Origin of the sequence: Methylobacterium sp. J-077, from assembly GCF_022829365.1 — a bacterium.
Lineage (GTDB): Bacteria > Pseudomonadota > Alphaproteobacteria > Rhizobiales > Beijerinckiaceae > Methylobacterium.
This window is the reverse complement of the sequence record NZ_JAKSYJ010000216.1, coordinates 139,561-163,766: the sequence shown is the minus strand read 5'-3', so window position 1 is coordinate 163,766 and position 24,206 is coordinate 139,561. Positions and strand designations below refer to the sequence as shown.

Annotated in this window: 26 protein-coding genes, 1 tRNA gene and 1 riboswitch; of the genes, 15 read left to right on the top strand and 12 right to left on the bottom strand. The window is 69.7% G+C overall.

Going from position 1 to position 24,206, the window contains the following annotated elements; translation table 11 throughout:
• Window positions 1-163: 163 nt before the first annotated feature.
• Window positions 164-625, top strand: a complete 462-nt coding sequence (locus tag MKL11_RS27065) for a GatB/YqeY domain-containing protein (protein WP_243949055.1) — start codon at window positions 164-166, stop codon at window positions 623-625.
• 3 nt (window positions 626-628) lie between these two features.
• On the opposite strand, the gene MKL11_RS27060 is transcribed toward MKL11_RS27065, so the two are convergent.
• Window positions 629-943: a BrnA antitoxin family protein gene (locus tag MKL11_RS27060; protein ID WP_243949043.1), complete on the bottom strand. Its 315-nt coding sequence runs from the start codon at window positions 941-943 to the stop codon at window positions 629-631.
• Window positions 944-1,112: 169 nt separating this feature from the next.
• Between MKL11_RS27060 and dnaG the strand changes: the two genes are divergently transcribed.
• The 7 genes from dnaG (at window position 1,113) to MKL11_RS27025 (ending at window position 9,717) form a co-directional block, all read left to right on the top strand.
• A complete protein-coding gene (gene dnaG / locus MKL11_RS27055; protein ID WP_243949041.1) occupies window positions 1,113-3,005 on the top strand; it encodes a DNA primase in 1,893 nt (630 codons plus the stop codon).
• A gap of 201 nt (window positions 3,006-3,206) precedes the next feature.
• Complete coding sequence (gene rpoD, locus MKL11_RS27050) at window positions 3,207-5,207, top strand: RNA polymerase sigma factor RpoD (protein ID WP_243949039.1); 2,001 nt, start codon at window positions 3,207-3,209, stop codon at window positions 5,205-5,207.
• Window positions 5,208-5,284: 77 nt separating this feature from the next.
• Entirely contained in the window at window positions 5,285-6,544 is a 1,260-nt protein-coding gene (locus MKL11_RS27045; protein ID WP_243949037.1) for an adenylate/guanylate cyclase domain-containing protein, read from the top strand.
• A 118-nt stretch (window positions 6,545-6,662) separates the two neighbouring features.
• Window positions 6,663-6,791: riboswitch (TPP riboswitch) on the top strand.
• Window positions 6,792-6,855: 64 nt separating this feature from the next.
• Window positions 6,856-8,079, top strand: coding sequence for a glycine oxidase ThiO (gene thiO, locus MKL11_RS27040; RefSeq protein ID WP_243949035.1), 1,224 nt, complete (start codon window positions 6,856-6,858; stop codon window positions 8,077-8,079).
• Window positions 8,076-8,288, top strand: a complete 213-nt coding sequence (gene thiS / locus MKL11_RS27035; RefSeq protein ID WP_243949033.1) for a sulfur carrier protein ThiS — start codon at window positions 8,076-8,078, stop codon at window positions 8,286-8,288. The genes thiO and thiS overlap by 4 nt, the downstream gene beginning before the upstream one ends.
• Before the next feature lie 2 nt (window positions 8,289-8,290).
• A complete protein-coding gene (locus MKL11_RS27030) occupies window positions 8,291-9,094 on the top strand; it encodes a thiazole synthase (protein ID WP_243949031.1) in 804 nt (267 codons plus the stop codon).
• Entirely contained in the window at window positions 9,091-9,717 is a 627-nt protein-coding gene (locus MKL11_RS27025; protein WP_243949029.1) for a thiamine phosphate synthase, read from the top strand. Before MKL11_RS27030 ends, MKL11_RS27025 begins: the two co-directional genes overlap by 4 nt.
• 7 nt (window positions 9,718-9,724) lie before the next feature.
• On the opposite strand, the gene MKL11_RS27020 is transcribed toward MKL11_RS27025, so the two are convergent.
• The 7 genes from MKL11_RS27020 to map form a co-directional block, all read right to left on the bottom strand.
• Window positions 9,725-11,080 carry an esterase-like activity of phytase family protein gene (locus tag MKL11_RS27020; protein ID WP_409565922.1) on the bottom strand — a complete coding sequence of 452 codons (1,356 nt, stop codon included), beginning with the start codon at window positions 11,078-11,080 and terminating at the stop codon, window positions 9,725-9,727.
• Window positions 11,081-11,232: 152 nt separating this feature from the next.
• Window positions 11,233-11,988 carry a peptidase gene (locus MKL11_RS27015; protein WP_243949026.1) on the bottom strand — a complete coding sequence of 252 codons (756 nt, stop codon included), beginning with the start codon at window positions 11,986-11,988 and terminating at the stop codon, window positions 11,233-11,235.
• A 64-nt stretch (window positions 11,989-12,052) separates the two neighbouring features.
• On the bottom strand, window positions 12,053-12,880 hold the full coding sequence (locus tag MKL11_RS27010; RefSeq protein WP_243949024.1) for a transglutaminase family protein: 828 nt from the start codon (window positions 12,878-12,880) through the stop codon (window positions 12,053-12,055).
• Window positions 12,881-12,960: 80 nt separating this feature from the next.
• Window positions 12,961-13,908: an alpha-E domain-containing protein gene (locus MKL11_RS27005; RefSeq protein ID WP_243949022.1), complete on the bottom strand. Its 948-nt coding sequence runs from the start codon at window positions 13,906-13,908 to the stop codon at window positions 12,961-12,963.
• A gap of 61 nt (window positions 13,909-13,969) precedes the next feature.
• Window positions 13,970-15,409, bottom strand: coding sequence for a circularly permuted type 2 ATP-grasp protein (locus MKL11_RS27000; protein ID WP_243949020.1), 1,440 nt, complete (start codon window positions 15,407-15,409; stop codon window positions 13,970-13,972).
• A gap of 95 nt (window positions 15,410-15,504) precedes the next feature.
• A complete protein-coding gene (gene radC / locus MKL11_RS26995) occupies window positions 15,505-16,239 on the bottom strand; it encodes a RadC family protein (protein ID WP_243949017.1) in 735 nt (244 codons plus the stop codon).
• Between the two features lie 6 nt (window positions 16,240-16,245).
• On the bottom strand, window positions 16,246-17,073 hold the full coding sequence (gene map / locus MKL11_RS26990; protein ID WP_243949015.1) for a type I methionyl aminopeptidase: 828 nt from the start codon (window positions 17,071-17,073) through the stop codon (window positions 16,246-16,248).
• Between the two features lie 215 nt (window positions 17,074-17,288).
• On the opposite strand from map, the gene MKL11_RS26985 reads away from it, so the two are divergent.
• The 3 genes from MKL11_RS26985 to MKL11_RS26975 all read left to right on the top strand — a co-directional run bounded on the left by MKL11_RS26985 (window position 17,289) and on the right by MKL11_RS26975 (window position 18,875).
• Window positions 17,289-17,546 carry a zinc-finger domain-containing protein gene (locus tag MKL11_RS26985; protein ID WP_243949013.1) on the top strand — a complete coding sequence of 86 codons (258 nt, stop codon included), beginning with the start codon at window positions 17,289-17,291 and terminating at the stop codon, window positions 17,544-17,546.
• 11 nt (window positions 17,547-17,557) lie between these two features.
• Window positions 17,558-18,754 carry an FAD-dependent monooxygenase gene (locus MKL11_RS26980; RefSeq protein WP_243949011.1) on the top strand — a complete coding sequence of 399 codons (1,197 nt, stop codon included), beginning with the start codon at window positions 17,558-17,560 and terminating at the stop codon, window positions 18,752-18,754.
• Window positions 18,755-18,788: 34 nt separating this feature from the next.
• Window positions 18,789-18,875: transfer RNA gene (locus MKL11_RS26975), tRNA-Leu, on the top strand.
• A 22-nt stretch (window positions 18,876-18,897) separates the two neighbouring features.
• Here MKL11_RS26975 and MKL11_RS26970 read toward each other — a convergent pair.
• Window positions 18,898-19,143 (bottom strand): hypothetical protein, encoded by a 246-nt coding sequence (locus MKL11_RS26970; protein WP_243949009.1) that lies wholly within the window; start codon window positions 19,141-19,143, stop codon window positions 18,898-18,900.
• 139 nt (window positions 19,144-19,282) lie between these two features.
• Between MKL11_RS26970 and MKL11_RS26965 the strand changes: the two genes are divergently transcribed.
• Window positions 19,283-19,522 carry a hypothetical protein gene (locus MKL11_RS26965; protein ID WP_243949007.1) on the top strand — a complete coding sequence of 80 codons (240 nt, stop codon included), beginning with the start codon at window positions 19,283-19,285 and terminating at the stop codon, window positions 19,520-19,522.
• Window positions 19,523-19,551: 29 nt separating this feature from the next.
• Window positions 19,552-21,078: a DUF6880 family protein gene (locus tag MKL11_RS26960; RefSeq protein WP_243948997.1), complete on the top strand. Its 1,527-nt coding sequence runs from the start codon at window positions 19,552-19,554 to the stop codon at window positions 21,076-21,078.
• Window positions 21,079-21,101: 23 nt separating this feature from the next.
• Here MKL11_RS26960 and MKL11_RS26955 read toward each other — a convergent pair whose 3' ends face one another.
• Together MKL11_RS26955 and MKL11_RS26950 are read right to left on the bottom strand one after the other, a co-directional pair.
• On the bottom strand, window positions 21,102-21,470 hold the full coding sequence (locus MKL11_RS26955) for a DUF427 domain-containing protein (protein ID WP_243948995.1): 369 nt from the start codon (window positions 21,468-21,470) through the stop codon (window positions 21,102-21,104).
• The gene (locus tag MKL11_RS26950; RefSeq protein ID WP_243948993.1) at window positions 21,467-22,357 is read right to left on the bottom strand and encodes a methyltransferase domain-containing protein; all 891 of its coding nucleotides are present in this window, start codon (window positions 22,355-22,357) and stop codon (window positions 21,467-21,469) included. Before MKL11_RS26950 ends, MKL11_RS26955 begins: the two co-directional genes overlap by 4 nt.
• A 183-nt stretch (window positions 22,358-22,540) precedes the next feature.
• Between MKL11_RS26950 and MKL11_RS26945 the strand changes: the two genes are divergently transcribed.
• A complete protein-coding gene (locus tag MKL11_RS26945) occupies window positions 22,541-22,786 on the top strand; it encodes a hypothetical protein (protein WP_243948991.1) in 246 nt (81 codons plus the stop codon).
• Between the two features lie 18 nt (window positions 22,787-22,804).
• Window positions 22,805-23,566, top strand: a complete 762-nt coding sequence (locus MKL11_RS26940; RefSeq protein ID WP_243948989.1) for a ComF family protein — start codon at window positions 22,805-22,807, stop codon at window positions 23,564-23,566.
• A gap of 6 nt (window positions 23,567-23,572) precedes the next feature.
• On the opposite strand, the gene MKL11_RS26935 is transcribed toward MKL11_RS26940, so the two are convergent.
• A complete protein-coding gene (locus MKL11_RS26935; RefSeq protein WP_243948987.1) occupies window positions 23,573-24,166 on the bottom strand; it encodes a GNAT family N-acetyltransferase in 594 nt (197 codons plus the stop codon).
• Window positions 24,167-24,206: the final 40 nt, after the last annotated feature.

Below are 24,206 nucleotides of genomic sequence, written 5' to 3'. Positions count from 1 at the left end.
GGCAGGCACCGCGTTGCGGCACGCTCGGCTGGCGGCATGATCGTGTGCGGCGCTCTTAGCGAGCGGCCCGCGATGGGGTCAATGTGGCCCGGTGGCCGGAGCGGCTCAACACCCGCAAAGTGCAGGCCAGCCCCCCGTTTCCCCCGCTGAAAGGTTTATCGAGATGCTGCGCGCCCGCCTCACCACCGAGATGAAGGAGGCCATGAAGGCCGGCGACAAGGACAAGCTCGCCACCGTGCGGATGATCCAGGCCGCCCTCAAGGACAAGGATATCGAGGCCCGCGGCCTCGGCAAGGAGCCGGCCTCCGACGAGGAGATCCTGTCGCTGCTCCAGAAGATGATCAAGCAGCGCACGGAATCCGCTTCGGTCTACGAGCAGGGCGGCCGCCCGGAGCTCGCCGCCAACGAGCGCGCCGAGATCGCGATCATCGAGGCGTTCCTGCCCAAGCAGATGGACGAGGCCGAGATGAAGGCCGCGGTCGAGGCCGCGATCCAGGAGACCGGCGCCGCCGGCCAGAAAGACATGGGCCGGGTCATCGCCGCCCTGAAGGGCAGCTACGCCGGCCGCATGGATTTCGGCAGGGCGAGCGGGCTGGTGAAGGCCGCGCTGGCAGCGAAGGGCTGAGGCTCAGTCGCCGCTCCCTCGGGCGATCCGCGCGGCCATGTAGCTGCGCAGCACCGCGTTGATACGGCTCTGATAGCCGGAACCCTCGTGCTTGAAGAAATCGAGCACGTCGGTGTCGAGCCGGATCGAGACCGGAACCTTGCGCGGCGGCATCATGGCCTCCGCGCTAGACCAATCGATGTCGAGGGGCGCCGCATCCGGATCTTCTGCCACGCCCTCGGCGACCTCGGCATCGCCGAGGGCTGCGATCCGCTCCCAGTCCGTCTGGCCGACCGCGCGGTCAGTTGCCGAAGCGCGCCGGGTAGGCTTGTCTCTCATGTCGCCTTGCAGAGTTCGCGGAGATGATCCGACAGGCGCGGGCCGTCGAAGATATCGAGGGCGTTTCTCCCCGCAATCCCCGCCCAGCCCAACAAGCGGATGACTGCGTGAGACTCGACCCGCCCCGTCGCGCTATATCCGGCGGTCAGGCAATCGACCCGCAGGCCCCGTGCGCTATCCGCCCCATATCCTGGAAGAGATCCGCGCCCGGCTGCCGGCCTCCGCCGTGGTCGGGCGGCGGGTGCAGCTCAAGAAGGCCGGCCGCGAATGGCGCGGCCTGTCGCCGTTCAACGCCGAGAAGACGCCGTCCTTCTACGTGAACGACCAGAAGCAGTTCTATCACTGCTTCTCCTCGTCGAAGCACGGCGACATCTTCACCTTCCTGATGGAGACCGAGGGCCTGAGCTTCCCCGAGGCGGTGGAGCGGCTGGCGAGCGAGGCCGGCGTCAGCCTGCCGGCGCCCACGGAGGACAACCGCGCCAGCGAGCAGAAGCGCGCCGGGGCGATCGAGGTCATGGAGATGGCCGCCCGGTGGTTCGAGGACCGCCTGCGGGCCGGGCAGGGGAGCGAGGCCCGGGCCTATCTCGAGCGCCGGGCCCTCAGGGAGGAGACGCAGCGGGCCTTCCGGCTTGGCTACGCGCCGAACGAGCGCTATGCGCTCCGCGACCACCTCGCCGGGCAGGGCGTCGACAAGGCGTTGATGGTCGAACTCGGGCTGCTCGCCGGCGGCGAGGATGTCTCGGTCCCCTACGATTATTTCCGCGACCGGGTGATGTTCCCGATCACCGACACCCGCGGCCGGGTCGTCGCCTTCGGGGGGCGGGCGCTCTCCAAGGAGGTGCGCGCCAAGTACCTCAACTCGCCCGAGACGCCGCTCTTCCACAAGGGCCGGACGCTCTACAACCTCCACGGCGCCCGCAAGGCGTCGCACGAGCGCGGCTCGATCATCGCGGTCGAGGGCTATGTCGACGTCATCGCCATGACGCTGGCCGGCCATCCCGAAACGGTGGCGCCGCTGGGCACCGCGCTGACCGAGGAGCAATTGGCGCTGCTCTGGCGCCACGCCGACGAGCCCATCCTGTGCTTCGACGGCGACAAGGCCGGCCAACGGGCGGCCTTCCGGGCGCTCGACATCGCGCTGCCGGCCCTCGAACCGGGCCGGTCGCTGCGGATCGCCCTGTTGCCCGGCGGGCAGGATCCGGACGATCTGTTGCGCTCGAGCGGTCCCGGCGCGATCGATCAGGTCTTGCAGGCCGCGTTGCCCCTGTCGGAGCTACTGTGGCGCCGCGCCCTCGAATCCGGGCCGGCGGATACGCCCGAGCGGCGGGCCGGACTGACCCAGACGCTGCGCGCCACCGTCGCCACGATCCGCGACGAGACGGTCAAGCGCTACTACCGCGACGACATCGAGGAGCGGCTGCGCAGCCTGTCGCCCCGGAGCGCGCGCTCCGCCGGACCCGGGCCGAAGGGGCAGGGGCGCCGCTTCGTCCGGCCGGGCGAGCCGGTCTCGCCGCGCATCACCGGAAGCCCCAGCGCCTCGATGACCGCCTCCGCGGGCTTCTCCGGCGCTGCGCCGGTGCGCGAGGCGGTGATCGCCGGCACGCTGTTGGTCCACCCCGAAATGCTGGCCGAGTTCGGCGACGCAGTCTCGGAGCTCGACTTCGAGGATCCCGATGCCCGGTCACTTCTGTCGGTCCTGCTTGCTTGTGCCGCAGAGGACGGACAAACGAATGCCGACCTGTTGCAAAGCCGCATCACACGGTCCGGTCTCGCAGAGGCGGCGGAGCGGATTCTCGCGCTCGCCCGCTCGCGCGACCGGATTACGCTGTCCCCGCACGCCGATCCGCAGCAGCGCGCGGACGCTCTCAGACAGGCGATGATCTTGCACCGGCAGGCAGGAGCGCTACATAGCGAACTTCGCGAAGCACGGCAGGCGTTTGAAGACGATCCGACCGATGCCGGGTGGGCATGGCTCTGCGAAGTCAAGGCGAGGCTGGAGACCGTCCTTGCCGCCGAGGCTGAAGCCGACAAGCCGGTGTCGAACGACTCGACCGCCGCGTGACGGCTTTGCGATGGCGGTGGCGCCGGGCAGAACCGCGCCATAGTTAACAATCGGTCAAGCCTCGGGCTTGCATACGGAACCCGACGACCCAAGGCGTCCGGAGCAATCCGGAGCCACTCGCAAGTATCGCGGCGCCGACGGCGTGGAGCGGCCTTCTTCTAGGCCTCCGCAGCGCGCCGCATCCGAAACAATAGGCTGATCATGGCGACGAAGGCAACGGAACGGGACGAGACGGACGCTGCCCCCGAGCAGCAGACCGACGGGCCGCTCCTCGACCTGACGGATGCTTCGGTCAAGCGGATGGTCAAGCTCGCCAAGAAGCGCGGCTACGTGACCTACGAAGAGGTCAACGAGGTTCTGCCCGAGGGCCAGTCCGATCCCGACCAGCTCGAGGACGTGCTGTCGCAGCTGTCCGAGATGGGCATCAACGTGGTCGAGGCCGAGGAGACCGACGAGGCCGCCGCCACGGAGAAGACTGCCAACGGCGCCGACGCCGAGGAGGAGGAATCCGAGGGCGGCGAGGTGGCCGAGGTCGCGCCGACGCGTGCGGTGGCGGTCACCACGACCACCAAGGAGCCGACCGACCGCACAGACGATCCGGTGCGGATGTACCTGCGCGAGATGGGCTCGGTTGAGCTTCTGTCCCGCGAGGGCGAGATCGCCATCGCCAAGCGCATCGAGGCTGGCCGCGAGGCGATGATCGCGGGCCTGTGCGAGAGCCCGCTGACCTTCCAGGCGATCATCATCTGGCGGGACGAGCTCGTGGAGGGCAAGGTTCTCCTGCGCGACATCATCGATCTCGAAGCGACCTATGCCGGCCCCGACGGCAAGAACGCCCCGCAGATCGCCGAGGGCGAGAGCGAGGAGGGGGCCGAGGATGCCGAGCCGCCGGCGCCCCCGGAGGGCGGCGACGACGAGGACGACCTCGAGAACAACGTCTCGCTCGCCGCGATGGAAGCCGAGATCAAGCCGCGGGTGCTCGAGACCTTCGACGCGATCGCCGCGAATTACCGCAAGCTGCGCAAGTTCCAGACCGAGGGCGCCGAGCGCAAGGCCGCCGGCGATAAGAACAGCCCGGCCCAGAACCAGAAGCAGATCGAGCTGAAGGACAGCGTCGTCGCCGACGTGAAGTCGCTGTCGCTCAACAACAACCGCATCGAGGCTCTGGTCGGCCAGCTCTACTCGATCAACAAGCAGCTGATCGGCCACGAGGGCCGGCTGATGCGCTACGCCGAGAGCCACGGCGTGGCCCGTGACGAGTTCCTGCGCCACTACCAGGGCTACGAGCTCGATCCGAACTGGATGGAGCGCGTCGGCACGCTGGGAGGCAAGGGCTGGAAGAACCTGGTCGAGCGCGGCTCGAAGCAGGTCACCGACCTGCGCGCCCAGATCCTCGACCTCGCCTCCGAGACCGGCCTGGAGATCGGCGAGTACCGCCGCATCGTCAACATGGTCCAGAAGGGAGAGCGCGAGGCCCGGCAGGCCAAGAAGGAGATGATCGAGGCCAACCTGCGCCTCGTGATCTCGATCGCCAAGAAGTACACGAACCGCGGCCTGCAGTTCCTGGACCTGATCCAGGAGGGCAACATCGGCCTGATGAAGGCGGTGGACAAGTTCGAGTACCGCCGCGGCTACAAGTTCTCGACCTACGCCACGTGGTGGATCCGGCAGGCGATCACCCGCTCGATCGCCGACCAGGCCCGCACCATCCGCATCCCGGTGCACATGATCGAGACGATCAACAAGATCGTCCGGACCTCGCGCCAGATGCTGCACGAGATCGGCCGCGAGCCGACGCCTGAGGAATTGGCCGAGAAATTGGCGATGCCCTTGGAGAAGGTGCGAAAGGTCCTGAAGATCGCCAAGGAGCCCATCTCCCTCGAGACGCCGATCGGCGACGAGGAGGACAGCCACCTCGGCGACTTCATCGAGGACAAGAACGTCGTCCTGCCGATCGACGCGGCGATCCAGTCGAACCTGCGCGAGACGACGACGCGGGTCCTCGCCTCGCTGACCCCGCGCGAAGAGCGGGTGCTGCGCATGCGCTTCGGCATCGGCATGAACACGGACCACACCCTCGAAGAGGTCGGCCAGCAATTCTCGGTGACCCGCGAGCGCATCCGGCAGATCGAGGCCAAGGCCCTGCGCAAGCTGAAGCACCCGTCGCGCAGCCGGAAGCTCCGGAGCTTCCTGGACAACTGAGCCCCCCGTCGCGGAATTCGCGGCGCCTCTCCTTCGACCGCGTTGCCACCGGGCTGCGCGGCCCCCATTTTGGCGCCATGCTCGAACGCCGCCCGCCAACGCCCGGATTGCCGACGGCCTTCGCGGATGGCTCCGAAGCCGACGACGTGCCCTTCGGCGCGCTTCAGCCCTCGGTGGGCCTGCGGGACTGGCTGCTGGGCGAGGGCGCCCGGCTGGAGAAGGCCGAGGACATGCTCTCGGGCCTCGCCGAGCGGCTGATTTCGGTCGGCGTGCCGGTCGATCGGGCCTCCACGGCGATCGACACCCTGCATTCGGAATATGCCGGGGTCGGCCGGGTCTGGACCCGGGACGGCGGCACCAGCGTGCGCCTGTTCCCGCACGGGAGCCGCTCGCAGGAGGCTTATCTCAGCAGCCCGTTCCACACGGTCCACGAGACCGGCGAATGGCTGATCCTGGACATTGCCGAGACGCCGGACGACGCCTACGCGATCATCCCGGACCTGAAGGCCGGCGGCTACACCCACTATGTCGTGGCGCCGCTGTTCTTCACTAACGGCACCAAGAACGGGATCACCTTCGCCACATGGGCGCCGGAGGGATTCCGCGACGAGGACATCGCGATCCTGCGCTTCGTCATGCCGGCTTTGGCCGCCGTGATGGAGATGCGCGTTCTCAACAAGCAGCTCGACCACGTGCTGCGCCTCTATGTCGGCGACGAGCCGCACCGGGCGATCCTGGCGGGCGACATCCGCCGGGGGCAGGTGACGCGGATCCGCTCGGCGATCCTGTTCGCCGACATGCGCGATTACACCCGCACCTCCGCCGACATGACGCCGGAGGAGGCGGTCGGCCTGCTCAACGTGTTCTTCGACTGCTTGGTGCCGCCGATCGAGCGCGAGGGCGGCGAGGTCCTGAAATATCTGGGCGATGGATTGCTGGCGATCTTTCGCGAGTCCGGCGACGATCTCGGCGGTGCCGCCAAGGGGGCGCTCACGGCGGCGCAGCACGCGCTGGCGGCCCTCGACGAGGCCAACGCCCTGCATCAGTTCGCGGTGCCGGTGGCGGCCGGGATCGCGCTCCACCACGGCGAAGCCGCCTACGGCAATGTCGGCTCGGGCTCCCGGCTCGATTTCACGGTTATTGGCCGTGACGTGAACCTCGCCAGCCGCCTCTCACGGCTGAACCGGCAGCTCGGCGAGCCGCTGCTGATGTCGAAGCCGTTCGTCGATTTCCTCTGGGGCGATCCGATCCCGCTGGGCGAGCACGTCCTCGACGGGTTCCGAGAGCCGATGGCAGTGTTCCGTCCGAAATTCCTGCGGCCGCGAAAGCCGAGCTGACGCGCGCATCTCTCACCGTCTTGTCCAGGCAGTGACTGCGACCGGCCGTTTGTTCACCCTCCAGATCGGAGCGACCGGACCTGGGGTTGACCGGCGCCGCCCGCGGGACCAGATCTGTGGCTGTTCCAGGGAGATCCCCGGCAAGGGGCTGAGAAACCGCTGGCACGTCCTTCCGGACCTGCGGCGCGGAAATCCTTCGAACCTGATCCGGCTCATACCGGCGTAGGGATTGGACCGCGGCCGCCCAAAAGGCAGGCTCACGCTTCGCACAGAAGCAGACGGCCCGATCTTCGCGACGGAATCCCGCGGAGATGATCTTGGCCTTTGACCGCCCCGTTTCCCCGATCCGACGCCGCCGGCTACCGGCCGGTCTCGCCGTGTCGGCGTCGCTACCCGCGCGCACCGATATCGCCATCGTCGGCGGCGGGCTGATCGGCCTGTCGATCGCGTGGCGGCTGGCCCGCGCCGGCCGCTCGGTCGTCGTCGTCGAGCGCGACACGATCGGCGCGGGAGCGAGCCTGGCCGCCACCGGCATGCTCGCCCCGGCCGCCGAGCACGAGCCCGGCTCGGACCCGCTCCTGCCGCTCGCCCTCGAATCCCTCCGGCTCTGGCCGGGCTTTCGCGCCGCGCTCGAGGCCGAGACCGGCCTGCCGATCGATTATCGGCCGGACGGGACCGTGGTGGTCGCCATCGGCCGGGACGAGGTCGAGCGCCTGCGTTTCCGCTACGACCTGCAGCGCCGCTCCGGCCTCGACGCCGCGTGGCTGCCGGGCACCGAGGTGCGCCGCCTGGAGCCGGGCCTGCGCCCCTCCGTCACCGCCGGAATCCTTTGCCCGCTGGATCATCAAGTCGATCCGCGCCTCGTGATGGCAGCGCTGGCCGAGGCTTGCCGGCGCGCCGGCGTGACCCTGGTGGAGCACACGGCCGTCACTGGGCTCGACTGGTCGGGGGAGACGGTCACCGGCCTCCGGGCTGGAGATCACGCCGTCGCGGCCGGCACCGTCGTGCTGGCCTCGGGAGCCTGGAGCGGGGAGGGGGGCCTGCTGCCCGAGGCGCTCGCCCTGCCCGTGCGCCCGCTCAAGGGTCAGTCGCTGGCCCTGCGCACCAATGCCCGCACCGGCACGCTAAGCCGGATGATCTGGACCGAGCAGGTTCACATGGCGCCGAAGAGCGACGGCCAGCTGATCGTCGGCGCCACCGTGGAGGATTGCGGCTTCCGTCCGGGCGTCACCGCCGGCGGCCTCTACGCGCTGCTGGAGGGCGCCCGCCGGGTGCTGCCGGGCATCGAGGAGATGGAAGTCGAGGCCGTGTGGAGCGGCTACCGACCCACTTCGGACGACGACGCACCGATCATCGACACGATCGCGCCGAACCTCGTCGTCGCCACCGGCCATCACCGCAACGGCTACCTGCTCGCCCCCGTCACCGCCGACGCGGTCGCCGCGCTAGTGATGCACGGTGCGCTGCCCGAGATCGCCAAGCCGTTCACCCGGGCGCGCTTCGACCGACCCGAACCCCGGAGGGCCTCGGCATGAAGCTCCTGGTGAACGGCGAGCCGCGCGAGCACGCGGTCGAAACCATCGCGGCCCTGTTCTTGGTCGAGGCCGAGGAGACGGGCATCGAGAGCCCGCAGGGCGTCGCCATCGCGCTGAACGGCCGCGTGCTGCGCCGTAACGACTGGGATGCGACGCCGGTCGCCGAGGGCGACCGCGTCGAGATCGTCCGCGCCATGCAGGGAGGTTGACCATGGACCAGATCGTCACGCCGCTGCGCCCCGAGGCCGAGGCGGATCGCTTCACCGTCGCCGGGGTGGAGCTGTCATCGCGGCTCTTCATCGGCACCGCCGGCTACCCGACCCAGGCGATCATGCGCGACGCCGTCGCGGTCTCCGGGGCGGAGGTGGTCACGGCCTCGATCCGCCGGGTGTCGCTCCAGGGCCACGGCTCCGACACCGTGCGGATCCTCAAGGGCAAGCGCTTCCTGCCCAACACCGCCGGCTGCGAGACCGCCCGCGACGCGATCATGACCGCCGAACTCGCCCGCGAGGCGCTGGATACCACCTGGATCAAGGTCGAGGTGATCGGTGATCGCGAGACCCTCTACCCGGATGTGGCCGAGCTGATCGAGGCCTGCCGCCACCTCGTGGATGAAGGTTTCGTGGTCCTACCCTATTGCAACGACGATCCGGTGGTGTGCCAGCGCCTGGAGGATCTCGGCTGCGCCGCGATCATGCCGATGGGCTCGCTGATCGGCTCGGGCATGGGCGTCGCCAACCCCGCCAATATCGAGCTGATCTGCCGTCGGGCCAGGGTGCCGGTGATCGTCGATGCCGGCATCGGCACGGCCTCCGACGCGGTCATCGCCATGGAGCTGGGCGCAGCCGCCTGCCTGATCAACACCGCCATCGCCAAGGCCGACGACCCGGTGCGGATGGCGCGCGCCATGGGCCGCGCCGTCGAGGCGGGCCGCGACGCCTATGTAGCCGGCCGCATTCCCCGCCGCGGCCGGGCGGATCCGTCGAGCCCGCAGCTCGGTCTCGTCGGCTCGTGAGGCCGCTGCCGTCGCGCCTGCTGGCTGTGACGGACCGGCACGGGCAGTCCCGACTCCTGGCCGACACCGTTCAGGCGGTTCTCGGCGGCGGCGCTCGCTGGGTCTGGTTCCGCGACCGCGACTTGGAGCCGGAAGTGCGGCTGCGGCTCGGCACCGAGATCGCTGCCCGAACCCGCGCGGCCGGCGCGTTCCTCACGGTCGGCGGCGATGTCGCGTTGGCCCGGGCGCTCGGCGCCGACGGCGTGCATCTCGGCGGCGGGAGCGGGCCGGAGGCGATCGCGGCGGCGCGCGAGGTTCTGGGACGCGGCGCGCTGATCGGCGTCTCGGCCCACACACCCGCCGAGGCACAGATCGCTGCCACGGCCGGCGCCGACTACGTCACGCTGAGCCCGATCTATCCCACCGCCAGCAAGCCCGGCTATGGCCCGGCCCTCGGCCCCGCGGGCATCGCCGCGGCCCGTCGCGCCGGCCTGCCGGTGGTGGCGCTCGGCGGCGTCACGGTCGAGCGCATTCCGGACTGCCGGGCCGCGGGGGCCGCTTGCGTCGCCGTGATGGGCGGGCTGATGCGCGCCGCCGACCCAGCCGCCGCAGCCCGTGCCTTCCTGGCCGCCTGGACCGCGTGACCGGCGGCTACTGAGCGGCCAGGAAGGCCCCGACTTCGAGCAGCACGAACTCGTTGTCGTCCGCCTTCGCTGGGTCGCGGCTCGCCGAGAACGGCAGGTTGTTGTCGTTGCCGACGATGATGTGCGTGGCATCGACCCGGTCGACGTTCTCGATCGTGAAGAACGGAAACGCGAGGGCGCCGTCGGTCAGCGGCTTGCGGGCGAGATGCTGCGGGTCGGCGATGTGCAGCAGGTCGATCGCTCCGATCTTGCGCACCGGGCCGCCGACATTCGCATCGCTCATCTCGATCTTGAACACCCGCTTGAACTTGGCCGGCGTCGCGAAACAGTCGGGGCGCTTCTCTCCGGTCGGGCATGCGCGGTCGGCGGTGCCCTCGTTGTCGTCGCGCTCGATGATGAGTCCGTGGGTCGCGTCGATCAGGTTGAAATCGCCGATGGCGTTGCCGTTGGCCTCCAGCACGTATTTCCAGGAGCGCCCGGTCCAGCGTTCGCCGGCGATGTCGAATTCGAGGATGCGCAGATAGGCACGGCCCTCGTCATCCTGCTCGAACGCCTTCTTGTCGGAGTCCCAGACCGGCCCTTCGAGAAGCGCATAGAGGTGTTTCCCGTCAGGCGAGGCAGCCATGCCCTCGAAGCCTTTCGAACGGCGGATGTCGAACGCCACCGTGCCGCCGGGGGCGCCCGGCGTGGTCACCGCGGGATGGTCGGGCGAGCGCAGCAGCCGGCCGTCGAGCTGGGTCTCGAACACCGCCTCGACTCGTCCGGTCTTGTCGGCGCGAATCAGGAAGGGGCCGAACTCGTCGCCGATCCAGATCTTGTCGCCGACGAACTGAAAACTCTCGGTGTCGAAATCGGACCCGGTCAGGTACCGGGTCGCGGTCGCCTCGTTGGCGATCCGGAACGGCACGCGCTTGTCGGGATCGCGCAAGAACACGGTGTCGAGCCGGTCCACCGTCCCGGCTTTCCAGTCCATGCGATAATGGTTGAGGTACAGCATGGCGTCCGGCGAATTCGCCTTCGCGCCGAAGCCGTTATCGGTGATCACCCAGAATGTGCCGTCCGGCATCCGCTTGATTCCGGAATGACCCTGGAGCGGGACGCCCGCCAGGGGCAGCTTCACCCCGGTGGGCCGGCCGTCATCCAGGATCTCGACCGTGCCAAGCTGATCGACCCGGCGGCCGGTGGTGAACTTGCCGGTGACTTTCAGGTCCGCCGGCACATCGGCGGGCGGCGCAACGAAGCTCAGGGCCGGCAGGACGACATGGCCCGCCAGGGTGGCTGGATAAAGGGTCTCGGCGGATGCGCCCGTCATGAGGCCGAGACAGGTCGAGACGAACAAAGCCGAAAAGCAGGGCGAACGCATGGTGGCACGATCCAGCGAGGAAGATCCGCCACATGGCAGAGCCATGCGTCACGTCGGTGACACCGCAAAATGATCCCCGCATCCATGATGTCCGCACAACGCCACGTGGTTCGGCTGGCTCGGCCGCGCCCGCGTTTTGCGCCGGGGAATGGCTAACCCTGCTTCGCAGCCGGCCCGTAGGGCGGCCGCGGGATCGCCCGGTGGGCGGCCCGGAGCGCCGCCGACCAGCGCTCGCGCAGATCATGAAAGTAGCCCTCGCCGGCCTCGATCCGGTGGTTCACTTCGAGGTCGAGGGCGCCGCGGCGGGCGACCGCGATGTCGATCGGCAGGCCGACGCCGAGATTCGACCGCATGGTCGAATCCATCGAAACCAGGCTCACCTTCAAGGCGTCGTACAGATCACTCTCGAACTTCACCGCGCGGTCGAGGATCGGCTTGCCGTACTTATGCTCGCCGATCTGGAGGAACGGCGCGTCGGTGCTGCACTCGATGAAGTTGCCGGCCGAGTAGATCAGGAACAGCCGCATGTCCTCGCCGGCGATCTGACCGCCGAACAGCAGCGAGATCGAGAACCGGATGCTGGCCGCCTCGAACCCAGCCTTCTCGATCTCCCGCACCCGCCGGATGGCGCGGCCGATGAGCTGCGCCGCCTGGAACATCGTCGGCGCCTCGATCAGCTTCTGGGCCGGCTCGCCCTCGTCGCCAGGCACGCCTTCCTGCAGCAGGCTCAGGACCGACTGGGTGATCGAGAGGTTGCCCGCCGAGGCCAGCATCATCACCCGCTCGCCCGGCACGTTGAAGTGGTGGAGCTTGCGATAGGTCGAGATGTCGTCGAGCCCCGCATTGGTGCGGGTGTCGGCGACCATCACGAGCCCCTCCTCGACGAGGACACCGACGCAGTAGGTCATGGCTTTCGGGCTCTCACGGGGTGCCTCCGGCTATCGTCCAGCCGGGGGCCCGTCTCTTCGGGAATCAGGATTGAGCGGCGTCCTTGCCTTGCTCGACGCGGAGCTTGACGTCCAGTGTCTCGGTCCCGCCGCCGGTGCGGCTGCCGCGGATCGGCGCCGCGCCCAGGTAGTCCAGCCCCGTAGCGACGCGGATGGAGCCGTCGGACGGGGCGTTCTCGTAGCACGGGTCGAACGCCACCCAGCCGAGATCCGGCACCAGGGCCTCGGCCCAGCCATGGGGCGCCTCGACATCGGCCTCACCGTCGTCGCGGGCGCGATAGCCGGCGACGTAGCGGGCCGGAATTCCGAGATGGCGAGCGGCGGCGATGAAGACGTGGGTCAGATCCTGGCAGATGCCCTTGCCGGCGGCGAACGCCTTCGCGGAGGGCACGCCGTTGGCGGCCGGCCCGGGCTCGTAGACCACCGCTTCGGGGACGGCGCCGCGCAGGCGGTGCAGCACGGCGAGCGGCGTGCCGTCGCCGTCGGTGGCGACCCGCTCGGCGAAGATCTGCAGCTCCGAACTGATCGTGCAGAGATCCGTGTCCCGCAGGTAGAACTCGTCCGGCAGGCGTTCGACGGTGCCACGGACCACCCCGTGGGTGTCCTCGGTATCGACCGCGCCGGTGACCCGGATGGTCAGGGCATCCGCCGGCGCGTCCGGCGTGAACCAGTGGACGATGTTGCCGAACCCATCCTCGCGGGCGGTGAGCCGCCCGTCGATGGAGGTGTCGATCCGCCAGGTGCGGACATATTGGCCGTCATGGTCCCGCGGCGTCAGGCGCATGACCTGCACGAGCCCGCGGGCCGGTTGCTCGTAGGTGTAGATGGTCTCGTGGACCACGCGGATGCGCATGCGCCGGGCCTGTCCGTCTTCCTCAAAACGTCATCACGATCTTATCGCATCGTTCCGAGCCGGATATCCGTCAGAACGCGCTAGCCGACCAGATACTGCTTGGCGATGGCTTCGCCCACCCTGTTGTTCTCGGCGATGAACGCCTCGACGAACTCGTGGAGACCCGAATTGAACACGCGGTCGATATCCTCGCTGTCGAGCTTCGCCAGCATGTTCCCGGCCAGCCGCTGGCTCGGCCCGCGGCGGCCGTAGGCGTCGGCGATCAGGTCGAGATACTCGACGATCACGCCGTAGCAATTGGCAAACGAGCGCGGCATCTGCTTGTTCAGCATCAGCAGATCCGCCACCAGCAGCGGCTTGACGCTCTCCCGATAGACCCAGTGATAGGCGTTGAAGGCCGAGACCTCGCGCAGGATCGTGGTCCACTGGAAGTAGTCTAGGCTGCCGCCGACCGTCTCGTTCTGCGGCAGCAGGATCTGGTACTTCACGTCGAGGATGCGGGCGGTGTTGTCGGCCCGCTCGATCGCGGTGCCGAGCCGGGTGAACCAGAAGGCGTCGTTGCGCAGCATCGTCCGGAAGGCCGAGCCGTCGAAGGTGAGCGAGACGGTCTTCACCCAGTCGAGGAACCGGCCGAACTCGTCGCGGCTGAGATCCTTGCCGGCGTAGTTGCGCAGCTCCAGCCAGGCGCCGTTGATCGCGTCCCACATCTCGGTGGTGAGGGCCGTGCGGACCGAGCGGGCATTCTCGCGGGCCGATTCGATGCAGGAGCGGATCGAGGACGGGTTGTGCGGGCTGAACGCCAGAAAGTCGCAGACCGTGTCGGCGTTGACCACGCTGTAATGCGGCTTGAACAGCTCGGGATCGCCGGCCGAGGCGAGGGCTGATTCCCACTCGTTGGTCTCGCCGCCGCCGTAGCTGGTGGGCAGCGAGGCCAGCCGGTGCGCCGCGTCGAGGATGCGCGCGACGAAATCGGCGCGCTCCACGTAGCGCGAGAGCCAGAAGAGGTTGTCGGCAGTCCTGGAGAGCATTTTGGCGACTCGGATCGGCTCGGCGGCAGGCGGCGCGTCAGGATATGGGGCGTTCGTATCCTTAAGCGTCGAGCACCCAGGTATCCTTCGTACCACCGCCCTGGCTGGAATTGACAACCAAAGACCCCTCCTTCAGCGCGACCCGGGTCAGCCCCCCGGGAACGATGCGGATCTGGTCGGCACCGTTGAGCACGAACGGCCGCAGGTCGACGTGGCGCGGGGCGACCCCGGAGGCCACGAAGGTCGGGCAGGTCGAGAGCGACAGGGTCGGCTGGGCGATGAACCCGTCCGGGGCATGCTTGAGCTTCTTGGCGAAATCCTCGATCTCGCGCTTGCTCGCATGCGGCCCGACCAGCATGCCGTAGCCGCCCGAACCGTTGACCTCCTTCACCACGAGTTCGGAAAGGTTGTCCATCACGTAGGCGAAGGACTCCTTCTCGCGGCAGCGATAGGTCGGCACGTTGTGCAGGATCGGCTCCTCGCCGGTGAAGAATTTCACGATTTCCGGCATGTAGCTGTAGACGGCCTTGTCATCCGAGATGCCGGTCCCGACGGCGTTGGCCAACGTCACGGAGCCCCGCTCGTAGGCATTCATCAGGCCCGGCACGCCGAGGACTGAGTCGGGGCGGAAGACGAGGGGATCCAGAAAATCGTCGTCGAGGCGGCGGTAGATCACGTCGACCCGCCGCGGCCCCTCGGTGGTGCGCATGTACACCACATCGTCCTTGGTGAAGAGGTCGGAGGCCTCCACCAGCTCGACGCCGAGCTTGTCGGCCAGGAACGAGTGCTCGTAGAAGGCCGAGTTGTAGCGGCCGGGGGTCAGCAGCACCACGGTCGGGTCGCGGGTGGCCGAGGTCGGCGCGAGGCTGCGCAAGGTGGCCAGCAGGGCGTCCGGGTAGTTCTCCACCGGCGCGACCCGGTGCTTGGAGAACAGGTCCGGGAACAGGCGCAGCATCACCTCCCGGTTCTCGAGCATGTAGGAGACCCCGGACGGAATCCGGGCATTGTCCTCGAGGACGAAGAAGTCCTTCTCGCCGGTGCGGACGATGTCGATGCCGGCGACGTGGACGTAGAGATCGTGCGGCACCCGGAACGAGCGCATCTCCATGCGGTAATGGGCGTTCCGGTAAACCAGATCGGCGGGGATGATGCCGGCCTTGATGCATTCCTGGGCGCCGTAGACGTCCTTCAGGAACAGGTTGATCGCCGTCACCCGCTGCTTGAGACCGCGCTCCAGGAAATCCCATTCCGGCTTTGTGATCACCCGTGGGATGATGTCGAAGGGGATCAGCCGCTCGGTCGATTCGTTGTCGCCGTAGACCGCGAAGGTGATGCCGATCCGGCGGAACAGCAACTCGGCCTGGCTCCGGCGGGTGTTGAAGTGCTCGGGCGGCGTGGTCTCGAGCCAGGTCTTCAGCTTGCCGTAGGCGTCGCGGACGGCGGCCGGATCGGCGGCGCCGTTGCCGATCCCGTTCATCTCGTCGAAGGCCGTCAACGCCATTCCGTTTCTCCCTTACGCTCCCGCTCTTCAGGCAAGAGGCGCGCCAGCCACCAGGGCTATACCCGCGGTCGACAACGCTCAAGATGGCAGGAAGATCAGAACAGCTTGAGGCCTTTCAGGCTGGCATGTCCGTTTCGACCGAGGATGACATGGTCGTGGACCACAATTTTCAGTGGTGCCAGGACGGATACGATCTCGCGGGTCATCGCCACGTCGGCCGCCGAGGGGCTGGGGTCGCCCGACGGGTGGTTGTGGGCCAGGATGATCGCGGTGGCCGAGAGCTCCAGGGCCCGGCGGGCGACCTCCCGGGGATAGACCGGCGTATGGTCGACCGTGCCGCGCCCCTGCACCTCGTCGGCGATGAGGTGATTGCGCCTGTCGAGGAACAGGATGCGGAACTCCTCGCGCGGAGCGAACGCCATGGTGGTGCGCAGATAGTCCTGGAGTGCGCTCCAGGAATCGAGGAGATCGCGCTCGCGCAGGGCGCCCCGGGTGAGCCGCCTGGCCGCGGCCTCGATCACCTTGAGGTCGGCGGCGACCCCGGCGCTCACGCCCTCGACCTCCATGAGCCGCGCCGGCTCCGCGCTCAGCACCTCGGCGAAGCTGCCGAACCGGGCGACCAGCGCCTTGGCGAGCGGCTTCACGTCCCGCCGGGGGATCGCCCGGAACAGGACCAGCTCCAGCAGCTCGTAATCCGGCAGGGCGTCGCCGCCGGCCGCCGAGAACTTTTCGCGAAGGCGGTCGCGATGCCCGTGATAATGCGGCGCCTCCTTGGCGACGGGAGCAGCGCTGTCGGCGAACAGCCCCGCCGCTCCGTCCTCCGGCGCCACGGCCGGTCAGGCGGCCGGATTGATGGGCTGATGGAGCCCCTTGGGCGAGACCGTGAAGATCTCGACGCCGGTCTCGGTCACCGCCACGGTGTGCTCGAACTGGGCCGAGAGCGAGCGGTCGCGGGTCACCGCGGTCCAGCCGTCGCCCAGAACCTTCACGGCCGGGCGGCCGAGATTGATCATCGGCTCGATGGTGAAGAACTGTCCGGGCTTCAGCGGCACGTCGTAGCTCGCCTCGACGTAATGCAGGATCGTCGGCGCATCATGGTAGATCCGCCCGAGACCGTGGCCGCAGAAATCGCGCACAACCGAGCAGCGCTCGCTCTCGGCATAGGTCTGGATCGCCCGGCCGATATCGTTGGTCGAGCCGCCGGGCTTCACCGCCGCGACGCCGCGCATCAGCGCCTCGTAGGTGATCTCGCACAGGCGCTGTGCCTTGCGCGGCACCTCGCCGACATAGGCCATCCGGCTCGAATCGCCGTGCCAGCCGTCGAGGATCAGGCAGCAATCGAGGTTGACGATGTCGCCCTCGCGCAACGGCTTGTCGTTCGGGATGCCGTGGCAGACCACGTGGTTGATCGACGTGCAGATCGACTTCGGATAGCCGCGATAGAGCAGCGAGGCCGGGTAGGCCCCGTGATCCATGGCGAACTCGTAGGCGAGCCGGTCGAGTTCCTCGGTGGTGACGCCGGGCTGGGTCGCCTCCATCAGGATGTCCAGGGCCTCGGCGGTCAGGCGCCCGGCCCGGCGCATGCCCTCGAAGCCTTCGGGGCCGTGGATCGGCGGCTCCGGCGCGCGGCGCGTGCCCTGCGCGGTGGCCTGTTCCTGTTGCATCGTCGAGACTTTTTGCGGCGTCGTAAATCGGGTGCTGAACCTATGTACGGTGCCCGGCGCGGCAGGCCAAGCCGCCTGCGCCGGGCGGTGCACGGGTGCGCGGCGGTGGAGGCTTGCGCGGGCCGCGGGGCTGGCGGCATAAGCGGCCGCGAGGTGCCCCGGAGCGCCCGGGCAGATTCGCCCGCGCGGACGGGTGCGGGGCAGGCGAGGGCCGTATGGCAGGCAAGGCGGTACCGCACTTCCACAACGAGCCCGGCGTGCCGGTGGTCGCGGTCGGGGTGAAGGAATTCATGTGCATCGGCGCGCTGCCGCCGTTCGACCACCCGCACGTGTTCCTCGACATGGGCGCCGACACCGAGATCATCTGCCAGTACTGCTCGACGCTGTATCGCTACCGCGCCGGCCTCAAGGCCGACGAGGCGGATCCGCAGGCCTGCGTCTGGCACGACGCCGCCGCGGTCGCCGCGGAATAGCGCCCCCCACATTGCCCGCGGACAGTCGACCTTCTCTGGACATCGGAATCGTCGGGGCCGGGATCGGCGGTCTGACCGCGGCCCTCGCGCTGTCGGACGCCGGCCACGCCGTCACGGTGATCGAGCGCCGCACCGGCTTCAGCGAAGTTGGCGCCGGGATCCAGATCTCCCCGAATGCGAGCCGGGTGCTGGCCGATCTCGGCCTCTCGGCGGCCCTGCGCCGGGCGGCGAGCGAGCCGCCGGGAGTTGAGGTGCGCGCCCTCGAGAGCGGCCGCCGGATCGGCGGCGTGGCCCTCGGTGCGGCGGCGCAGCAGCGCTTCGGCGCGCCCTATTACGTGATCCACCGGGCCGACCTGCAGACCCTGCTGCTCGATGCCCTGCGCAGCCGCCCGGCGATCCGCCTGATGATGGGCCGCGACGTCACCGGGCTGGCCGAGACCGACGCGGGCTCCACCCTCACCGCCGAGAGCAGTGGCGGCGCTCAGGCCCTGCCGTTCGATCTCGTGATCGGCGCCGACGGCCTGCGCTCGCGGCTGCGCGGCCATCTCGACGCGGCACCGCTGCGACCGGGCCGGGCGGCGGCGTGGCGCGCCCTGATCCCGAGCGAGGCGGTGACGGAAGCGTTGCAGGGCCCGGCGACGGGCCTGTGGCTCGGCCGCGGCCGGCACGTGGTACATTACCCGGTGCGGGGCGGCCGCTTCCTGAACGTCGTCGCGGTGGTGCCCGAGGCGGTGGGCGACGACGATTGGGGCCGGCTGGGCGAGCCGGCGGTTCTGCGCGCCCATCTGCGCGGCTGTGCCGGGCCTCTGCGCGACCTGCTCGGCCTGCCCGATTCCTGGCTGGTCTGGTCGCTGGCCGACCGGGCCGTGGCCCGTCCCCTGGCCGCCGGCCGGGTGGCGCTGCTCGGCGATGCCGCGCACCCGGTCCTGCCGTACCTGGCGCAGGGCGCGGCCCTGGCGATCGAGGATGCGGCCGTGCTGAGGTGCGCCCTGGCGGATAACCCGGATGTCCCCGCGGCGCTCGCGGCCTACTCCGGCGCGCGCACGGCACGGGTGCGGCGGGTGCAATGGGCGGCCCGTTCCAACGGCCGGACCTATCACGCCGGCCGCCTCGTGGGCTTCGCCCGCAACACGGTCATGGCCCGCCTCGGCCCCGACGGCATGCGTGACCGCTACGCTTGGCTCTACGGCTGGACGCCCCCCGCTTGATCGCGCGCGCCGGCGCGGCTACCGAGGGGCCCATGCGGACGTGGCGGAACCGGTAGACGCACGAGACTTAAAATCTTGCGGCCGCAAGGCCGTGCGGGTTCGAGTCCCGCCGTCCGCACCATGACGACCGTCCGATAACCGCTTCACTCCTCCGGGATCCGGCCCGGCGGCACCGGACCCCGGCTGCGCTCGCCCCGGACCGGGCGCCGCTGACGCTCCGCGCGAACTTCGTCGGCGGTGGGCGGGGCCGACGGGTAATTCGAAGCGAATGGGTTGGGCGGCGCAGATCGCGACGAGCCGCCGAACAGCGAGTCGAAAAATCCCTCCTCGGCGCGGGCCGGCTGCGCGGCCATGAGAAGGGCGAGAGCGAGGATCGGTCGAAGCTGCATCGTCGTTCGTCTGCTGCCGGGATCCACCGCCGCTAACGGGACTTTCCGGCGGATCGGAGGCCGGGTTGGAACCCGGCGGCGGGCGATGTGTTCGCGTTCAATTAATCTGCCACCGATCCGAACGCGTACAGGAGTCGCAATGTCCGAAGTTACCTATCGCATCGTCGAGCACGATGGCGGCTTCGCCTACAAGGTCGGCGACGTCTTCTCCGAGACCTTCCCGAGCCGCGAGGATGCGCTGCAGGCCGCCCAGGCCGCCGCCGCCGAGCAGCAGGTCCCCGGTTCCACCGAGGGCATCCGCTACCAGGACCAAGCCGGAAGTTGGCACGACGAGACCGCGCAGGGTAACGATCGCCCCCGCGCCAAGGTCGAGGAGTAGCCGGACCGGGCGCATCGGCGGGGCGAATTGTGGCGCGTGCGAAGGCCGTAACCCGGGCGGGCGCCGGGACCCGCTCGAAGCCGGATGCGATTCCCAAGCCCGCGCGCGCCAAGGGTGCGCGCCGCACCACCCCGTCGCCGGAGACCCTTGCGGCTCTGGGGCCCGAGCGGCTCATCGGGCTGGTTCTCGGCGAGACCACGCGCAATCCCACCTTCAAGAAGCTGGTGACCGCGGCGCTCGCGGCCCTGCAGGGGCCGGAGGCGGTGGCGGCGATGGTCGACCGGCGGCTGGCGGCGCTCGAATCCGCCCATGGCTATATCGACTGGCAGAAGCGCCGGGCCTTCGCGGCCGATCTCGACGCCACCGTGACGGTCATCCTCGACGAGCTGCGCCCGCTGGATGCCAGCGCCGCCCTCGAACGCCTCCGGCGGTTCCTCGATGGCGCCGACGCGGTGCTGAACCGGGTCGACGACAGCACCGGCGCGGTGCAGGGCGTCTACGAGCGCGCCACCGACGCCTTCGTCGAGACTGCCGCCGGCCTGACACCCGCCGAAGCCGGACGGGTGGCGACCAGCCTCGTCGGCCCGTTCACGGCCGACCCGTTCGGGCCCCTCGGCACGCTGCTGGCGGAGATGGTCCCGACCCTCGATGCCGAGGCGCTGGCGGAGATCGACGCTGCCCTCGCGCAGGCGGCCGCCGGCATGGCGAAGGGCGGCGAGGCCCGGAACGAGGCCGCCTATCGCCGCAACGCCGCAAGGGGCCTGATCCTGCGCCTGCGCCAGGTGATCGCGGACAGGCGCAACGACGCGGATGCCTTCATCGCCCTCGAGAGCGCGATCGCGCCGGGCCGGGAGGACCGCCTGTCGATCGCGCAACGGCTGCTCGCCGCCGGCCGGGCCGGGGAGGCCCTGGACTGGATCCGACGCGAGCCGGAACCCGGCCTGCGTGTCGTCACGCGCGCCGACCTGATCGCGGGTTTCGACCCGCGCGGGCCCGAGCGCGAGCGGCAGGCCCTGGAGATCGAGATCCTCGACACGCTGGGCCAGGGCGACGCGGCGCAGGCTCTGCGCTGGACGCTGTTCGAGCGCAATCTCGATGCCCCGATGCTGCGCGCCTACCTCGCCAAGCTGCCGGACTTCGAGGACGAGGAGGCGCTCCTGCGGGCGCTGGATCACGCCGCCTCCTTCTCCAACGCGCACCGGGCGCTCGCCTTCCTGGTGAGCTGGCCCGACCTCCGGCGGGCCGCCGGGCTGGTCACCGCAAAGCGGACGGTCTGGCAAGGCGAGCACTATGCCGTGCTGGCGCCGGCCGCTGAGGCCCTCGTCCAGGATCACCCGCTCGCCGCAACGATCCTGTATCGCCGCCTGCTCGACGGCATCCTCGATCCGGGTCGCAGCGCCGCCTACACGCACGGCGCCCGCTATCTGCTCGAACTCGACGGCCTCGCCGACCGCCTGGCGGCGGGGGCGATCGACCCGCCGCCGGCCGCCTACCGCGAGGCGCTGCGGCGGTCACACGGTCGCAAGCACGCGTTCTGGGGTCTGCTGAAGGATTGAAGGCGCGGATCGTCGCCGGCCCGCTACGCCGTCTCCGAAACCTCGATGGCATCGACGCGGTCAGGATAGAAGGCGACGTGGCCCTGGATCTCCGCCACCGCCGGAAAGGGCGCCTCGTAGCTCCACACGGCATCGGGTCGCCGCGTGCCGTCGACGACAAGGTCGAAGTAGCGGGCATCGCCCTTGTACGGGCAGTGGCTGGTCCGTGCCGAGGGTACGAAATGGTCGGCTCGGATGTCGGCCCGCGGGATGTAGAACACCGGCGGATAGGTCGCCTCCTGCAGGCGCACGGCTTTGCGCGTGTCCGCCACTGCCACACCGGCGACGAGCACGCGGATCCGGCGTGGCTCCGGCGTGAGGGTGATCGGATGGTCAGGACCTGGCTGCTTCATGGCGTTCTCCCAGTCTCCGGTTTGAGCTCGATGGTGCCGAGGGCGTCGGCGAGGCGTGATTTCGCGGTCCCGGGGCGCAGCGGTTTCTGCTGGCTCTCGTGGGGCACCCAGCCCGAGAGCCAGAGCACCTCGAACGTGGCGCGCACGCGCCCGTCCGGGTCGGAGAAGCGCTCGGCATAGACCTCGGCGGCGCGCACCAGCGTCGCCCGGCGCAGGGGCGTGCGGCGCCGCTCGGTGAGAACGTTGGTCATGCCCATGGCGCGCAGGTCGCGCATCAGCCCGAACGGGTCGGCGTAGCGCACCGTTAGGGTGTCGGTATCGGCCACCGGCAGGGCGAAGCCCGCCCGCTGCAGCAGCGCCCCGGCCTCGCGCACCGCCGCGAAGGGCGCCACCCGCGGGCTGATCCCGCCCTCGATCTCGCTCTCGGCCTGGGCGAAGCTCTGGCGCAGTTCGGTCAGGGTAGCGCCGCCGAGCAGGCAGCCGAGGAACAGGCCGTCTGTCCGCAACGCCCGGCGCAGCTGGATCAGCGTCCCGGGCAGGTCGTTGACGGCGTGGAGCGTCAGCAGGGAGACTGCGAGATCGAGGCTCCCGGCCGCGAATGGGAGGAATTCCGGGTCTCCGACGATGTGGTTGCCGCCGGATCCAGGCAGTGCCGCCAAGCGGAGTCGCAAGGCCGTTGGGTACCGGGCTGCGAGCGCCGCGCCCGCGCCCGCGCCGGGGGTGGCGAGGTCGAGCACCGTCCCAAAATCGCGCAACACCGCGCCCAGACGGTCGTCCAGATCCTCGACGACCCGGTCGAGTAGAAAGCCAGCGTAGCCGATCCGGTCGGCCCGGGCGAGGCGATGGCGGGCGAGGGTGGTGTCGAATAGGGCGGCCGGGGCGTTCATGCACCTGCACATGGCGCTTGCGGCGGCGTCCCGCCAGCATCCTGTCCGCATGCCTGTGAACAGCATCGAACGCGGTTGCACACGGAGCCGTGAGGCGCGCTAACCTCATGGAACGAGTCGGCGCTGGCGCCGTTCCTGCTGCGACTGGCCGCAAGGCCGAGATTGATCAATGGAGTGCAGGTCATGAAGCGCATGCTCGTCGGAGCTGCATTGGCCCTCGCCGCTCTCACTGCCGCGAGCGGCGCTGAGGCCAAGGGCTGCATCAAGGGCGCGATCGTCGGCGGCATCGCCGGCCATTATGCCGGGCATCACGGTCTGGTCGGTGCTGCCGCCGGATGCGCGATCGGCCGTCACCGGGCGAATGCCAAGGCGCGGGAGATGGACCAGCAGGCGGTTCAGCAGGGCGCCGGCCCGGTCTCGACCCGCTAAAACCGGACTCTCTTCCGTATGACGGCGTTCGAGGCCGTCGCATCGACCCTGCGCGGCTTGCCGCGTGGGGTCGTTTCGTTGATCTACCCGCCGACCTGCTCCGGCTGCGGCGGTGCGACTGCCGATCCCGGCGCCCTGTGCCCATCCTGCTGGACCGGCCTGCGCCTGATCGAGGAACCCCTGTGCCAGCGGTTCGGCACACCGTTCGCGGTCGATCTCGGCGTCGGGCCGCTGCTCTCGCCCCGCGCCATCGCCGAGCCGCCGGTCTTCGGACGCGCCCGGGCCGTCGCCCTCTACGATGAGGTCGCCCGTCGCCTGGTCCACCGGCTGAAATACGAGGATCGCCTCGACCTGTCGGGGGCGATGGGCCGGATGATGGCGGCGAGCGGCCGGGGGCTGATTGCCGAGGCGGACTGCGTCGTCCCGGTCCCGCTGCACCGCTGGCGGCTCTGGCGCCGCCGCTTCAACCAGGCCGCTTTGCTCGGCCGAGAGATCGCCCGGGGCGCCGGGTTGCCGTTCGAGCCCTCTGCACTGGTCCGGGTCCGGGCGACCCGCTCGCAGGTCGGCCTGAGGCGGGCGGCGCGAGCCGAGAACCTTAGCGGGGCGTTCCGCGTGGCAGCCGCGCAGGCGCACCAGATCCGCGGCCGGCGGGTCCTGCTGATCGACGACGTCACGACCACCGGCGCCACCGGCAATGCGGCCTCCCGGGCGCTCCTGCGCGGCGGGGCGGCGTCGGTCGACCTGCTGACCTTCGCGTTGGTCGATACCGCCGCCGGGTGAGGCGATTCAGGCGGTTGCCCGCTCGCGGTTTGGAAACGTTACGGCCAGGGTGAAATCGAACGCCTCAGCAATGCTCTCGTGCCAGAGCGAGAACGGCGTCGGCCGGGCGAGATGGAGCGCGCCCTCGGTCTCGATGCCCGCGCGCTGCAGCGCCGCCCCGTGCTTGGCCGCCAGCCGCAGCATCGGCCCGTTGCCGGACAGGCAGCGCACGTGCAGGTCGACCACGCCCCGGTGGCGCGCCGCGCGGGCGATCCGGGTGAACAGGGATGCGCCGATGCCGTGGCGGCGGAAGGCGCGCTCGACCGCGAAGGCCGCCTCGGCACGCGGACCGAGCCCATAGGGCGACGCCCCGGGCCCCATCGGCCGCAATTCGGCCAGCCCGCGCAGTTCCCCGTCCACGAAGGCGCCGTACATCACGCCCTCGGCCGTCAGGGCTTGCGCGGCATAGGCCCGCACGCCAGCCGCGCTGACATTGCCCATGAAGCGATTCGCCCGGGCCTCCGGATCGAGGCGGAGGAAGTAGTCGAGGACGGCGTTGCGGTCGGCCGGCCACAGGCGCCGGACCGTGTGGGCCGACACGGCGAGGTGTCGTACGGCCATGATGGAACTCCGGTCTTTGCGCGTTGTCACGCAGGTTGGT